Annotated in this window: 13 protein-coding genes; 9 read left to right on the forward strand and 4 right to left on the reverse strand. The window is 38.9% G+C overall.

Annotated elements, in window-relative coordinates; all coding sequences use genetic code 11:
* Complete coding sequence (locus V7K46_RS01785; RefSeq protein ID WP_335110456.1) at nucleotides 1–801, forward strand: histidine kinase; 801 nt, start codon at nucleotides 1–3, stop codon at nucleotides 799–801.
* A gap of 336 nt (nucleotides 802–1,137) precedes the next feature.
* Here the strand turns inward: V7K46_RS01785 and V7K46_RS01790 are convergent, their stop codons facing one another.
* The 4 genes from V7K46_RS01790 to V7K46_RS01805 all read right to left on the reverse strand — a co-directional run bounded on the left by V7K46_RS01790 (nucleotide 1,138) and on the right by V7K46_RS01805 (nucleotide 4,657).
* Nucleotides 1,138–1,329 (reverse strand): YqaE/Pmp3 family membrane protein, encoded by a 192-nt coding sequence (locus V7K46_RS01790; protein ID WP_335110458.1) that lies wholly within the window; start codon nucleotides 1,327–1,329, stop codon nucleotides 1,138–1,140.
* 127 nt (nucleotides 1,330–1,456) lie between these two features.
* The gene (locus V7K46_RS01795; RefSeq protein WP_298904809.1) at nucleotides 1,457–1,855 is read right to left on the reverse strand and encodes a phage holin family protein; all 399 of its coding nucleotides are present in this window, start codon (nucleotides 1,853–1,855) and stop codon (nucleotides 1,457–1,459) included.
* Between the two features lie 260 nt (nucleotides 1,856–2,115).
* A complete protein-coding gene (locus V7K46_RS01800) occupies nucleotides 2,116–2,484 on the reverse strand; it encodes a 2Fe-2S iron-sulfur cluster-binding protein (RefSeq protein WP_335110460.1) in 369 nt (122 codons plus the stop codon).
* Between the two features lie 13 nt (nucleotides 2,485–2,497).
* Nucleotides 2,498–4,657: a Tex family protein gene (locus V7K46_RS01805; protein ID WP_335110462.1), complete on the reverse strand. Its 2,160-nt coding sequence runs from the start codon at nucleotides 4,655–4,657 to the stop codon at nucleotides 2,498–2,500.
* Between the two features lie 611 nt (nucleotides 4,658–5,268).
* Here V7K46_RS01805 and V7K46_RS01810 point away from each other — a divergent pair.
* The 8 genes from V7K46_RS01810 to V7K46_RS01845 all read left to right on the forward strand — a co-directional run bounded on the left by V7K46_RS01810 (nucleotide 5,269) and on the right by V7K46_RS01845 (nucleotide 13,843).
* Nucleotides 5,269–5,607, forward strand: coding sequence for a hypothetical protein (locus V7K46_RS01810; protein WP_335110464.1), 339 nt, complete (start codon nucleotides 5,269–5,271; stop codon nucleotides 5,605–5,607).
* A gap of 1,403 nt (nucleotides 5,608–7,010) precedes the next feature.
* Nucleotides 7,011–7,256 carry a hypothetical protein gene (locus V7K46_RS01815; RefSeq protein ID WP_335110466.1) on the forward strand — a complete coding sequence of 82 codons (246 nt, stop codon included), beginning with the start codon at nucleotides 7,011–7,013 and terminating at the stop codon, nucleotides 7,254–7,256.
* Between the two features lie 281 nt (nucleotides 7,257–7,537).
* Nucleotides 7,538–7,921, forward strand: coding sequence for an EamA family transporter (locus tag V7K46_RS01820; RefSeq protein WP_335110468.1), 384 nt, complete (start codon nucleotides 7,538–7,540; stop codon nucleotides 7,919–7,921).
* A gap of 33 nt (nucleotides 7,922–7,954) precedes the next feature.
* A complete protein-coding gene (locus V7K46_RS01825; protein WP_335110470.1) occupies nucleotides 7,955–8,311 on the forward strand; it encodes an EamA family transporter in 357 nt (118 codons plus the stop codon).
* A gap of 86 nt (nucleotides 8,312–8,397) precedes the next feature.
* On the forward strand, nucleotides 8,398–9,702 hold the full coding sequence (locus V7K46_RS01830; RefSeq protein WP_335110472.1) for an NAD(P)/FAD-dependent oxidoreductase: 1,305 nt from the start codon (nucleotides 8,398–8,400) through the stop codon (nucleotides 9,700–9,702).
* Between the two features lie 3 nt (nucleotides 9,703–9,705).
* Nucleotides 9,706–10,572 (forward strand): glycosyltransferase family 2 protein, encoded by an 867-nt coding sequence (locus V7K46_RS01835; protein ID WP_335110474.1) that lies wholly within the window; start codon nucleotides 9,706–9,708, stop codon nucleotides 10,570–10,572.
* Nucleotides 10,573–10,879: 307 nt separating this feature from the next.
* Nucleotides 10,880–12,352, forward strand: coding sequence for a TldD/PmbA family protein (locus V7K46_RS01840; RefSeq protein WP_335110476.1), 1,473 nt, complete (start codon nucleotides 10,880–10,882; stop codon nucleotides 12,350–12,352).
* A gap of 150 nt (nucleotides 12,353–12,502) precedes the next feature.
* A complete protein-coding gene (locus V7K46_RS01845; RefSeq protein ID WP_335110478.1) occupies nucleotides 12,503–13,843 on the forward strand; it encodes a TldD/PmbA family protein in 1,341 nt (446 codons plus the stop codon).
* Nucleotides 13,844–13,855 lie beyond the last annotated feature (12 nt).

The raw sequence follows: 13,855 nt of genomic DNA on the forward strand, positions 1-13,855 counted from the left end.
ATGCCTAACAATATCAAACAACAAATTCAAGCAGACCTGCAACAAGCTAAAGAAACGGGACAATTAAGAACTGATCGGATTCGAGAAATTGTCAAATCCGCAGTTTCTCAAGTAGGTTCTGAGTTTAAACAAGGTTCTACTGAGCTTCGTAGCCTTGTTAGAGATGCAGTTTCTGCTGTAATAGAAAACTTCCAAGAAAAAGGTAGTGAACTCAAAGATGAAGTGACAGCTTCGATTGAAGGAGCGCTGGAAGGAATTAATAGCAAAAGACATGAAAGCATTGCTCAAACTCAGACAGATATCAACCGGTTGCAGGCTCAACTGGATGGTGAAGAAGAAGAACTACAGCAAGAGATTGATGTGATTTTGGCAGAGATTGAAAATACAGGTAAGCAAGAACCTGCTACTACCAAAACTGCAATTGATTCTGCTGTCAATGCTATTAAAGATAGTGAAGAAGTAGGATTGTTAAAGAAGCGTTACGCGCAACTACAAGCGCAGCTAGCGATTGTCCGAGCTAACTTAGCTGCACGCTATGGCGGACGTTCTATGGAAGTTCAAGATTATCTTGACGAGGCTAAACACTGGTATGATAAAGCTCGTCCTCAAGCAGAATCTATGGCTGTACAGGTAGAACAAAAGCGATCGCAACTAGAAGATCAACTAGGTGAAGCTGGTACCTCTTTAGCGAGAAAAGAGCGCCAAATCAAACAAACGTTGAGGCAGTTACTCTTAACGGCGGCTGACTTGTTTAAAGAAAAGCAACCTGCTGATAAAGAGCGGGATACTATTCATAAATAGACTAGACTGCTTTTTCACAAAAACCCTAATAAATATGATTTTTCGTAGGGGCACGGCATTGCCGTGCCCTACCAACGTATTTGTATAATTATTAAAGACTCAGTTTTAGTAGGGTGTATTATGCCAAAGGCTAACGCACCGCTTGATAAGTTGAAAAACATCTAAATTGCTTGAATTAAATTCTCTAATCAGGTGTGCAAGATACCCACCCTAATTATGCAGGTTAAAATTGGAATAGCTTATAAATTCTAGTTTTCGTAGTAAAATGGTGCGTTAGGCTAAAGCCATAACGCACCCTAATTAAGATTTCTTAAAATTAATCTTGCGTATTAGTAATTAGTAAATACGTCCCTCTCCATTAACTTGTTCTTCATGCTTGGCAATCACCCAAATTGCATGAATACTACCAGGTAGCCAACCTAGAACTGTAAGCACAATGTTAATAATCAAGGTTGGGCCAACTCCAACTGTCAGGAAAACGCCTAAAGGAGGCACTAACAAACCAAGAAGAAAACGAACTATTTTCATGATATTACAACTTTGTGATTTTGTTTAGTTACATTTTTTTGAAAATGCCGAATGAGGAAATCCACCTTCGGATATTTTCTTTGGAGTAGAGATGTGATGAAATTTGTATTTCTACTCCCTCTAATATTTATCTAGAAGGTAATTCACCTTGGCTTTTTACATCACCACTGCTGGCTAAAAGATTTTTTTCAACAAAGTAGTTGTTAATGAAGGTATTAGCAAAAGTTAGAATTACTGGCCCAAGAAGGAAACCAATAATTCCGCGAACTCCGAACCCAGGAACTAGTACTGCTGCTAACCAGAAACAAAAACCGTTGACGATGAGCGAAAATGCTCCAAATGATAGAAAGTTAAGTGGTAAGGAAAGAGTAGACAGAACTGGTTTAACCGAACCGTTAATCAGACCAATTATTAAAGCGGCAATCAAAGCGGCGGGAAAATTAGCAATATTAACGCCTGGAACAACTAAATCAACAATCAACAGGCTCAAAGCTGTAGCTAGCGCGGTTAATAATGGTGTTAACATTTTTCTGACCTAATCACTAAAGATTTTTTGTTTGTAACTTCTTATCTCATCTTTAACTATGTGCTACGTTTTAACCTCTCTTGCAAGATAGAATTTCTTTCTACCATTAGGTCGATCATTTATAAAAATATCGCGGTTCTTATATAGATGCAATATATTGCAGGGGCGCACAGCTATGCGTCCCTACTCTGTTAGGACTTACACAAAAGAGATACCCCAACCCCCTTTTTAAGGGGGCATTCGATTCTTAGTTCCCTCCCTTAAAAAGGGGGGTTAGGGGGAATCGAGGTTTCAGATTTTCCCGACTCAGGCTTATAGTAAAGGGCTGATTTATACAAGACTTGTTCTTGATGGGTTTCTAAAGTGCAATCAGACAAAGGATAAGTTACACAAGTAACAACATAACCAGCCTGTATTTCAGTTGGGCGCAGAAATTTTTGCTCATTTTGATCAACTTCACCGCTAATCAGTTTGGCGATACAGGCAGAACATTCACCTTGCTTACACCCAGATGGTAGGCGGATACCAGCATCTTCTGCCATATCCAGAATATATTGATCATCTGGTACTTGAATGGTGCGATCTAACCCAAGTGTAGGATTGATGAATCGAACTTGATAAACTACCATCTGCTGTTTCTAATTATTGTTTAACTGCTTTCATCGACAAACTAATCCGCTTCAGTTTCTCGTTGATTTCTAACACCTGCACTTTGACTACTTGTCCAACTTTGACAACTTTGTTGGGATCGTCTACAAATCGATCAGCAAGTTGAGATATATGCACTAAGCCATCTTGATGTACGCCAATATCGACAAACGCGCCGAAGTTGGCGACGTTCGTGATAATTCCCTCTAGTTCCATTCCTTGCTTTAAGTCCCTGATTTCCTTAATTCCTTCTCTGAAGGTGGCATACTTAAACTCTGCACGAGGATCTCTACCGGGTTTTTCTAGTTCGTTGAGAATGTCGCGTAGTGTCGGTTCGCCAACGCTATCGGTAACGTATTTCTTCAGGTTGGTCTTTTTGAGTTTTTCAGCAATTTGTGTGACCTGATTTAATGGCACATTTAGATCAGATGCGATCGCTTCTACTACAGAATAACTTTCTGGATGCACTGCTGTATTATCTAATGGGTTGTCACCGCCGCGAATCCGCAGAAAACCCGCCGCTTGTTCAAAGGCTTTTGGCCCTAGCTTCGGAACTTTCAAGAGTTGTCGGCGGTTTTTAAAGGCTCCATGCTGGTTGCGCTGGGCGACAATATTATTGGCAACTGTTGCCGTAATCCCAGAGACGGAAGTCAGAAGTTCTTTGGAGGCGGTGTTCAAGTCTACGCCGACGTAGTTAACGCAGCTTTCTATAGTGTCATCCAATTTCTTTTTCAACAACTTCTGATCGACATCGTGCTGATATTGTCCCACACCAATAGATTTAGGATCGATTTTCACCAGTTCCGCTAAGGGATCTTGTAAACGGCGACCGATACTAATAGCACCGCGCACGGTAATATCTAAATCGGGAAACTCTTCCAGCGCTACAGTACTTGCAGAATATATAGATGCGCCAGATTCATTCACCATCACCTTAACTGGTTTGCGTTCTATAGTTTGTAATACTTGCGTCACAAATTCCTCTGTCTCGCGGGACGCTGTACCATTACCGATGGCGATTAACGCAATCTTGTATTTTTCAATCAGATTTTTGACAGTTTGTGCAGCTTTAAGTCGTTGTTCAGCAGCTTGGTGGGGAAAAACCGCTTGGTATTCCAAAAATTTCCCTGTTTGGTCGAGGACTGCAACTTTACACCCAGTTCTAAATCCAGGATCTATTGCCAATGTTGGTTTCATTCCTGCTGGTGCAGACAGCAGCAACTCCCGCAGATTAGTTTCAAATGTCTTGATTGATTCTATATCTGCAAAAACTTTTTTCTCAGAAATTACCTCTCCCATTAGAGAGACTTTCATCAAACGGTTAAATGCATCCTTCAACATCGCCTGATAAAAATCTCGAATTGTCCGAACTTTGGTTTTAATTTCTTTCGACTCAAGATAGTAAAGTACCGTATCTTCATCAAAAGCGATTTCAAAGCTTAATATTTTTTCAGTTTCACCCCGACACAACGCCAGCATATTGTGGGGTGCAATATTTTTTACCCTAATTTGATAGTTACGGTACATCTCAAATTTGGTTGTACCTTCGGGATAATCATCTTTGATGCGGGAGACGAATACCCCTTCTTCTAAAAGATAATTGCGGATATATGCGCGTAACTCAGCTTTTTCAGCCACTTCTTCCGCTAAAATATCAGCAGCACCTTTGAGCGCCTCTTCTGCTGTTTTTACTCCCTTGCTTTCAGAAATATACTTAGCCGCTTCTTCTTCCAGTGAAGCCGTTGCAGCATTTTTCGCATTTAGCGACTTGATGAATTCCGCCAGTAGTTCGAGTCCTTTTTCTCTGGCGATGGTAGCGCGGGTGCGTCGCTTTGGTCGATAGGGTAAGTATAAATCCTCAAGTTCAGTTTTTTGTAAGCAGGATGAGATTTTAGCTTTGAGTTCATCTGTAAGTTTACCTTGTTGGGCGATCGCACTTAAAATCACCGATTTTCGTTCTTCCAGTTCTGTTAAATAAGTATACCGATCAGCCAATTCACGTAGTTGCACTTCATTCATCTCGTCCGTGCGCTCTTTGCGGTAACGTGCAATAAAGGGAATTGTTGCACCCTCCGCCAAAAGTTCCAGCGCGTTTTGCACCTGATGGGGTTTGAGGTTTATTTCAGTTGCCAGTAGTTGAGGAATGTTCAGCATTAGGTGTCTAAAATGAAAAAATGAAAATGTTACTTCTAAAGGTAATATGCTAGATCCTTATCCTGGCGCAAGACCGAAGTTTTAAGCTAATTTACCAGATGATTACTCATAAACTGCGTCCACCTTGAAAACTGTAGTTCTTTCGGTATGAAAAGAAAAAACCCTCATCCCCCAGCCCCTTCTCCCAAATTTGGCAGAAGGGGAGCCGGAAATAAGTCCCTCTCCCTACTTGGGAGAGGGATTTAGGGTAAGGGCAAAAACTACGGTTCTCAAGATAGATGAGGTTTAACAGGATAATTGGTGAAATAGACAAAACCTACCTACGTAAGTTTTAAACCTGATCAATCCGCGTAGTTAAACGAGAGTTTGTATAGCATAGCGCAGCTCTGCTGAGTCGAGAAAGCGGCACAAAAGACGTCACTGTCTATTCTGCACTCTTACACTTAAAGCTTGCTGCGCCCAGCATTGACCACAAATGAAAGAGTTATTCACTAAGGTTTTGGGTGGTTCATCTGTCGGAATAATTATTCAAATTGGTGTAATATACGACGCTGCCTAATCTTGACTTTCTATAATATTTATTTCGAGCGACTGTTGTAGCTAAAACCTGATTGGATGTAAAATTAACCCCAATTCCAAAAACAATTTCAATTTGTTTTATAAGCACAACAACTTTTAGTTCAGAGGTTAGTAAGATGCCTTTGTCTTTCTTGATACCATTGTGTACTGCTTTAGCCACTGGCTACTTCTTTAAAAAGAGTACTGATGAAATTGCATATCTTGCAGGTGTATTTGCAGCCATTAGCTTTATTTTAAGTTTAGTATTAGCACCCTGGCAGATTCAGTTTGGATTGTTAATCATTGTCTTAATAATTACAAACAGACTTTTGCAGGAAAATGAGTTCAAGCAAACTGAAGCTACAAGAAAACAACCTAGAGAAATTAACTAATACCAGCTACCGCGAACTAATTTTTTCTCAACTTTAAACTGCTGGAAATTATTAGACAGTTAACCTACTGATGTGCTTAAAAACGGAGGTTGGTAATTTTTTGATTGAAAATTATCCTGCGTGAGTATAGCCTTGACTACTTTAGACTTATCTTTTTAAATAGAATATTTTCTAATAATGGCAAACTTGATCTTCTACTTTAGCCCATGAACGTTATGGTTAGGTTAAATATTGTTAATCTTTAGATGTTTAAAGCGACACTAAATTTTATAAATATACTTACAATCAATTTTAGGATTAAAGAAAATTTGATACTAGGATTCAGAAATAGCGTCTTCCGACTTACTGAAACTCTGAATTAACTCTCAACTAAGTTTTGTCTGAGATATCTGAATTTGATGATTTTCGTGGATAAATAGATAACGATTCAGACTCTCGGTTACCAACTGTAATTTTGGCTGTAGTAAATGTATTTATGTAATACAAAAAACCATTGCTTGCATTGTTGTCCAAGTTTCAATTCTGCTTTCTCAAACTCTTAGCTTTGCACTTCTAGGGTCTGATACAAAATCGCTACTTTTGCAAGTTTATTACCCAGAAACTGCTGCATAAATGTACAAATCCTTAAAAATAAAAATTCATCTACAGGAAAGTTTAGATTTAATTTCGATTTGATGAAGTTTTTGTTTAAGTATATTTCCGGTAAATGAATTTTTGATGAAGTATGTTGATAAATTTGCAACACCCATTTATCGTGGTATTCTAGTAAGTAATTATATGTAACAATAAATTTGAGATAAACCTCTAGTGAAAATTACATATAATTAAGATTAAGAACAATTAAGGCTAATACTAAATAATGTAAAAACATCTCAAATCCGCTGAAATCAACGCAAGCTGTGAGTTGATCACCAAAGGCTAGTTTACATTAGCCGTTAGTCTCGTCAAAAACTCCATTTGGAGATTCAGTAAAATTCCCCAGAAACCTGTAAAGCGGATTACTGTAAACTGATTCATCTATCTTTGATTTCCGCAGCCAAGCAGACTTCTGTTAGTTTTGTGTTATTACGCACAAAAATAGTACGTATACACACTCAATTCGAGTATAAATTTTTATTAATCGGCTTAGTTTCCAGCCGAGGTTACAGATATGTCTGTGAGCCTGGAGAAATTCTATGGTATATCAGTAAATGAATAAACTTTCCTGGAACAAATTAAGAACAATTTATCAATCCAGTTAAGTTAATGGGATGAGAAGTTCAGTAGTGTCTTCAATAAGATTTCTACAACAGCATAGAACTTATGGAAGTTAATAAATGGATTAATCAAAAATTCTAGCAATCCATTTTTATTCCCTTAGCTGCATCTATTGAACATGCGGGTCGAATCAAAATTCAGCATAAATGATGTCTACGACGGGCTACTCGGCGTCGCGGACTGCTAAATTTTGTCCACAAATTTGCGGCAAATCTCTGAATTTTCCTTATGTCTGCATCCACTATGACCTAGATATTACGATCGCACCAAAAGTAGTTTTGAAGCATAACTGGCTGATACGGAAGATTTCTGCAATTCACAGTTGGGCAAAGCCTAAATTGATTGTGCCAATTACCAAGCAAAAAACTGCTTTGTATGGGACTCTAACCTAGTAAACTAATTTAGCTTGCTCTACTTTTATTATATAGGATGCTGTGATAATACAGCAACCATCCTGCAAGCTGCATAGTATTTAGTTGCTAACTCTAGAACATGAGCTTCAACGGTCATTTTAATATCAGTCCCTCTAACATAGCCTTGTTAATTTTGTTGTCTATTTACTGAAGTGGAGGTTGAATTGCACACAAGGTGTGACCGAAATCCGAAACGTTCAAAACAACGGGCTGTTTACTGTCCGCTTCATATCTCTCATCTTGATTGAGGCAAATGTACGATGAAATCTATCTCGCAAATTTCCAACTTTAAAATAATTCCTTATATCATCCTGTTTATCAGTATTTTATTTAGTATTTCTGGGCAATTGCTGATGAAGCATACCATGAGCCAAACAAATCAGGGACTATTTACTTGGGTATTTCTTGAGCAATTAGCATTAGCTGTTAGTGTTTATTGCTTAGGAATAGTAAATTGGATATTGGCTCTGCGCTCTGTTAAATTGAGTATTGCTTATCCACTTACTAGTTTAAATTATGTCGGTATACTTTTAGGGTCATACTACTTTTTTGATGAGGTAATTACACTAACTCGAATAGCAGGAGTAATCACTATTTTTCTGGGTGTTCTTTTAGTGGCTATTCCACTTAAAAAGTCTATATAAATTTTTAGTTAATTCCACAATAAGTATTGACAAATGAACATAATTACTTGGCTGCTGTTAATGTTTGTAGTTTTATTAGGAACAACAGCTAATCTATCACTAAAATATGGACTTTACATTTCTAGCTCTACTAAGGGAGAAAGCACATCTATCCTAAATCTGTTATTCTCTCGTTATTTTTTGATTTGGTTTATCTGCTATACATTTATGATTATATTGTGGCTTTATGTATTGCGGACAATTCCTCTGAGCCAAGCATTTCCAGTTCTAGGATTAATGTATGCGCTTATACCGATTGCTTCTCACTATCTCCTAAAAGAGCAAGTTATATTTAGCCAGTGGTTAGGAATTTCCATTATCATAACTGGTGTAATTCTTGTTGTAAATTAATAGCTAAAGAGACAAATACTCAGGTTATTAATATTAAAAACCTCTAAAGATAAATCTCAAAAACATCCCTAGAAAAATCTAAATTTATGAATATAGGCATTATTGGCGGGGGTATAACTGGGCTAGTATTAGCCCAACGTCTTTCACATCATGGACATACTGTCACTGTCTTCGATAGCAGCAAGCAGCTTGGTGGACTTACTACCTATCATGATTATGGGTTGTTTACCTGGGATCGTTTTTATCACGTTATCCTACCTTCTGATACTCACTTAATAAATTTTCTCAGAGATATTGGTCTTGGAGATAAACTGCGTTGGCATCGAAGTTTAACAGGTTTCTACGACAATCAAAAATTTTATTCTATTAGTAACAATATAGAATTTCTGCGCTTTCCTCTGTTTGGACTTATAGGTAAAATTAGATTAGCTTTCACTCTCATGTATGGTTCACGTCTTAATAATTGGCGGCGCTTAGAGAAGATTTTAGTCGAAAATTGGCTATTAAAACTCGGTGGTAAAAGCACATACGAAAAGCTCTGGAAACCCTTGCTTCTATCCAAATTAGGAGAGAACTATAAGCGAATCTCAGCAGTTTTTATCTGGGCTTATATCAAACGACTATTTTCAGCGCGGGATTCATCATTAAATAAAGAACAACTTGGTTATGTTTCAGGCGGTTATAAAACTGTTTTTGACCATATAGAAAAATTAATTTACGCGGCTGGAGGTCATATCCACACAGGTGTTGCAGTAGAATATATTGCACCTCATCCAGGGGGTGGAATGTGGGTAGAATCTCAAGGTAAAAAGGAACATTTTGATAAAGTCATTTTTACTGGCCCAGTTAATATTCTGCAACAGGTTGCTGCCAATGAACTGGTGAAAGTTTCAGACACTAGTGAAACAGTAGAATATCTGGGTGTAATCTGCATGGTACTAATTACTCGTAAGGCTTTAGTTCCTTATTACGTGGTAAATATTGCTGATAGAAATATTCCCTTTACCGGAGTCATTGGTATGAGCAACTTAGTTTCTTTGCAAGAGACAGCAGGATATCACATGACATTCCTACCAAAATATATACTTTCCACTGACGCGTTATTAAAACAGCCAGATGATGAATTGCGTCAAGTATTTTTCCAGGGTATACGTTTGATGTTCCCGGAACTCAAAGCAGATGACATTGTAGCGGCACACATTAATCGAGCTATTAAAGTACAGCCACTACAAGTTTTAAATTATTCAAGCCTTGTTCCAAAGGTGAGTACTGAAAACGATGATTTTTTCGTCGTCAATACCTCACAGTTGGTAAATGATAGTGTCAACAATAACGCAGTTGTGCGACAGGTTGATGATTTTCTCAAAAAATCAACATTACTGAATTCTTGAAATTTGAGTAATGATATTTTATTTTCAAAATCACACGAGGTATTTATGAGTCTTTTTGTTCTTTTACCCGCATACAACGAGCAAGAATCAATTCGTCCCTTGTTCAAAAAGTTTCAGATATTGCAGCAAATCTCTAATATGGAGATCCGACTGATTCTTGTTGATGATGGCAGTAGTGATGCAACTGCTCAAACTGCTTTAGAAGAATCTCAATCATTGGGGATATTACTGAAATTAGTCCAACATCCCAAAAATGCTGGTTTAGGTCAAGCAATCAAAACAGGTTTCATGACTTTCTTGGAAGTTTCCAAAGAAGGTGATTTTTTAGCCGCTATGGATTGCGACAACACTCAACCACCAGAACTGTTAATAAAGATGTATGACACGATGATAGCTGGTAGCTATGATATTGCGATCGCATCTAGATATCGAAAAGGCTCTAAAGTCATAGGCTTATCAACATTTAGACAGATAATGAGTTACGGAGCCAGCTGGCTTTTTAGAATTGCAGCCCGTGTACCAGGTGTAAGAGACTATACTTGTGGTTACAGGCTGTATAACCGTACTTTCATTAGTAAACTGGATATGTGTTATGGGGACAGTTTATTCACTGAAAGTGGATTTGCTTGCATGATAGACTTACTGCTGAAAGCCAAAGTACTCAAACCAAAAATCATAGAAATTCCAATGGTTTTGAGATACGATCAAAAGCCTACTGCTAGCAAAATGAAAATTATTAAAACTATTACTCGAACTTTAAAGCTCCTGTTTAAGAATCTATTATCTACAGGACAAATTTCCAATTTAGGTCAGACTTTCAATGAGCAAGAAACAACAAGAATTCCACTGAAAATGGCAAATCGTAAATAGACCTTAGAAGAAATAGGGTTTCACACAAAATGTTTGAGCGATCGCTCTGCTGCATTTTTAGCAATAGGATGGGACAGCATGAAACTGAGGATTTAAGGGATTTGCGGTTATATCAAAATAGCGATCGCTCTCAAAAGGGCGTTACTTACAATATTTCACTGACCTTTAAGGGGGAGAAGTGAGTTTCCCAGGTGAGGAAACCTCTACTGCCTTTCTACCGACTGTGGCTTTGACTCATTTGTTAGACTGAACACACCAGGATTTTTCAGTCAAATCTCTGATATTACGCCAGCAGACGAGGCTACCCATGCTTACAAGTACGCTACTTCTCTCGAATCAACTTCCCACCCTCCAATATTCCTCCACACCAGAGCGTTTCGATGAAACCTGGGAAGCCCCCCTGGCTACCCTCTTGGGACTAGGACGCGCCGCTGGCGCTGACTTCATCGAATTATTTTTAGAGCGTCGCAACTATATTAGTTCTCTTGCAGAAGACGACTCCATCACCAGTATTTCACCCAGTCTGTCTACAGGTGCGGGAGTCAGAGTATTTCGCGGTAAAGCTGACTGCTATGTCAGCACTAATGACCTTTCTTTTTCCGGTTTGAAAGCAGCCTTAGAAAAAGGTCTTTCTATCTTGGGATTGCAATTACCTACTGCTAAAGCTTTCATCCCAGAAATCAACCTGGAATTATTGAGAGATTATGCCACCAAAAGAGGCAAAGATGCCTGGCTACCAGTGTGTAGCTCCATCCGAGAAATGGGAGAAGTCCTCCTTGATGGTACTGCCCATCTGAAGCAAAAAGCTAGCCACGTCCAATCCCGGCGGGCTAGCTATTTCCGGGATTGGCAAGAAGTTTTAATCGCCGCCAGTGATGGTACTTTTGCCCGTGACATTCGTCTCACCCAATCAGTAGGCTTTAACCTATTGTGTGCTGATGGTGCTAATCGTACCTCAATTGGCGATCGCGCTGGTAATACTAGCGATGCCAACTTCTTGAGAACTTGGGATTCTCAACAAGCCGCTGAGAAAATAGCAGAATCTGCTGGAAAAATGCTATATGCAGATTATGTGGAATCAGGTACTTACCCGATTATTATGGCCAATCACTTTGGCGGCGTAATCTTCCACGAAGCCTGCGGACACCTGCTAGAAACTACTCAAATTGAACGCAATACCACTCCCTTTGCTGACAAAAAAGGCGAAAAAATTGCCCACGAAAGTTTGACAGCCTGGGATGAAGGGCGCTCTGAAAATGCCTTCGGGACAATTGATATGGATGACGAAGGTATGCCTGCTCAAAGAACCCTATTAATTGAAAAAGGTGTTCTTAAAAACTTCTTAGCAGATAGAACAGGTTCTGCACGCACCGGACACCCCAGAACTGGAAGTGGACGCCGCCAAAATTATACCTATGCCGCTGCTAGCCGGATGCGTAATACTTATATTGATTCTGGTGAATATAACATTGATGATTTATTTGCCTCTGTTGATAAAGGTATTTATTGTAAAAAGATGGGTGGTGGTAGCGTTGGTGCTACAGGTCAATTTAATTTTGGTGTCGATGAAGCTTATTTGATTGAAAATGGCAAAATTACCAAACCGCTAAAGGGAGCAATTCTGATTGGTGAAGCTAAGGAAATTATGAATAAAATTTCTATGTGTTCCCAAGATTTGGAAATTGCACCAGGTTTTTGTGGCTCTGTGAGTGGGAGTATTTACACCACAGTAGGACAGCCCCACATCAAGGTTGATTCTATTACCGTAGGTGGACGATAACCTCGTCAACTTGTTTAACTCGTTCCCAGGTTCCACCTGGAAACGCCTTCCTTATGGTGCCACTTATTTTATCTAAGAGGCAGAAGCCTTCCAGTATTACACTCCCGATGTTAACCAGGGAGCAAGAAAATCCCAAATTCAAAATTGACTATGCCGAATATCAATGAGATTGCAAATTCTGCCAAGGACAATGCTGAGAAGCTTGGTATTAAGAAATTCGACATTTATGGCTCAACAGTAGATGACACTAGCGTGCAAGTAGACCAAGGTGATCCAAAACAAGTCAAAGCCTCAAATCGCTCTGGTGTTACTGTTCGGGTCTGGAATGAAGATAATACAATGGGTGTCACCAGCACTACAGATGTAGATCCCAAAGGACTGGAATTAGCTTTGAAAACTGCCTACGAAGCCAGTTTCTTTGGTGTTAAGGAAAATGTTCCTGATTTTAGTCCAGAAGCTACTGTTCCTATTCCAAATAAACCTCAGGATAAGACACCTCAAGCACCTGTAGCTGAACTCATAGAAAGATTGTTGGTAGCTGAAAAAGAATTACTGGCAGCTCATCCAGCAATTAAAGGTGTGCCTTATAATGGCTTATCGCAAAGAGATATTGACAGGTTTTATCTCAATAGCGACGGTGCAGTGAGAACTGAATCTCACTCCTTAGCATCAGTTTATCTTTACAGCAAAACTGAAGAAGAAGGAAAAAAACCTCGCAGTGGAGGTGCTTTTAGAATCAACCAAAGTTTAGCTAATCTAGACATCAATGGTTGTATCAAAGAAACCGCCGATAAAACTATCAGCCACTTGAACTATGAAAAAATCAAGACTGGTAAATATCGAGTTGTTTTCTCAGCGGAAGCTTTCTTAAGTTTGTTGGGTGGTTTTTCTAACTTATTCAATGCCCAAAGTATTTTGGATAATCAAAGTCTATCTACTCCTGATGATTTAGGTAAGCAAATAGCTTCTCCTCTGCTTTCGGTTTTTGATGATGCACTTCACCCAGCTAACGTGGGGGCAGAAACTTTTGATGGTGAAGGAACTCCTACTCGTCAGATTTCGCTGATTGAAAATGGTGTTTTAACAAGCTTTCTCCACAGTGCAGGTACTGCTAAAAGGCTAAATACCCAGCCAACAGGTAATGCCAGTATTGGTGCAAAAGTCAGTGTTAGTCCCAATTTTTATCACGTTTTTACAACAGCAACTCCTGAAGAAGAGTTGAGCTTAGAAACGGCTGAAAATGTGATTTTTATCGATGATTTACAAGCTCTTCATGCAGGAGTTAAATCCTTGCAAGGTTCTTTTTCTTTGCCGTTTGATGGTTGGCTAGTTAATAAGGGTGTCAAGACGAGTATTGAGTCAGCAACAGTTGCTGGCGATTTCTTGGAACTCTTAAAGTCAATTATTTATGTAGAAAAAGAGCCAGAGTTAACACCAGGGGGAGTTTGTCCGAAAATCTGGGTCAATGAACTGTCGATTACCGGTGAATAAAACTTACTAAGT

Source organism: Nostoc sp. (genome assembly GCF_036917395.1).
In the GTDB taxonomy this organism is placed as follows: Bacteria; Cyanobacteriota; Cyanobacteriia; order Cyanobacteriales; family Nostocaceae; genus Nostoc.

Bases quoted from the DNA above. Each gene is read 5' to 3' on its own strand.
- V7K46_RS01795 (WP_298904809.1), bottom strand. From the start codon at position 1,855: ATGTTAACACCATTATTAACCGCGCTAGCTACAGCTTTGAGCCTGTTG.
- V7K46_RS01845 (WP_335110478.1), top strand. From the start codon at position 12,503: ATGCCGAATATCAATGAGATTGCAAATTCTGCCAAGGACAATGCTGAG.
- V7K46_RS01830 (WP_335110472.1), top strand. From the start codon at position 8,398: ATGAATATAGGCATTATTGGCGGGGGTATAACTGGGCTAGTATTAGCC.
- V7K46_RS01840 (WP_335110476.1), top strand. From the start codon at position 10,880: ATGCTTACAAGTACGCTACTTCTCTCGAATCAACTTCCCACCCTCCAA.
- V7K46_RS01785 (WP_335110456.1), top strand. From the start codon at position 1: ATGCCTAACAATATCAAACAACAAATTCAAGCAGACCTGCAACAAGCT.
- V7K46_RS01805 (WP_335110462.1), bottom strand. From the start codon at position 4,657: ATGCTGAACATTCCTCAACTACTGGCAACTGAAATAAACCTCAAACCC.
- V7K46_RS01790 (WP_335110458.1), bottom strand. From the start codon at position 1,329: ATGAAAATAGTTCGTTTTCTTCTTGGTTTGTTAGTGCCTCCTTTAGGC.
- V7K46_RS01825 (WP_335110470.1), top strand. From the start codon at position 7,955: ATGAACATAATTACTTGGCTGCTGTTAATGTTTGTAGTTTTATTAGGA.
- V7K46_RS01800 (WP_335110460.1), bottom strand. From the start codon at position 2,484: ATGGTAGTTTATCAAGTTCGATTCATCAATCCTACACTTGGGTTAGAT.
- V7K46_RS01815 (WP_335110466.1), top strand. From the start codon at position 7,011: ATGATGTCTACGACGGGCTACTCGGCGTCGCGGACTGCTAAATTTTGT.
- V7K46_RS01820 (WP_335110468.1), top strand. From the start codon at position 7,538: ATGAAATCTATCTCGCAAATTTCCAACTTTAAAATAATTCCTTATATC.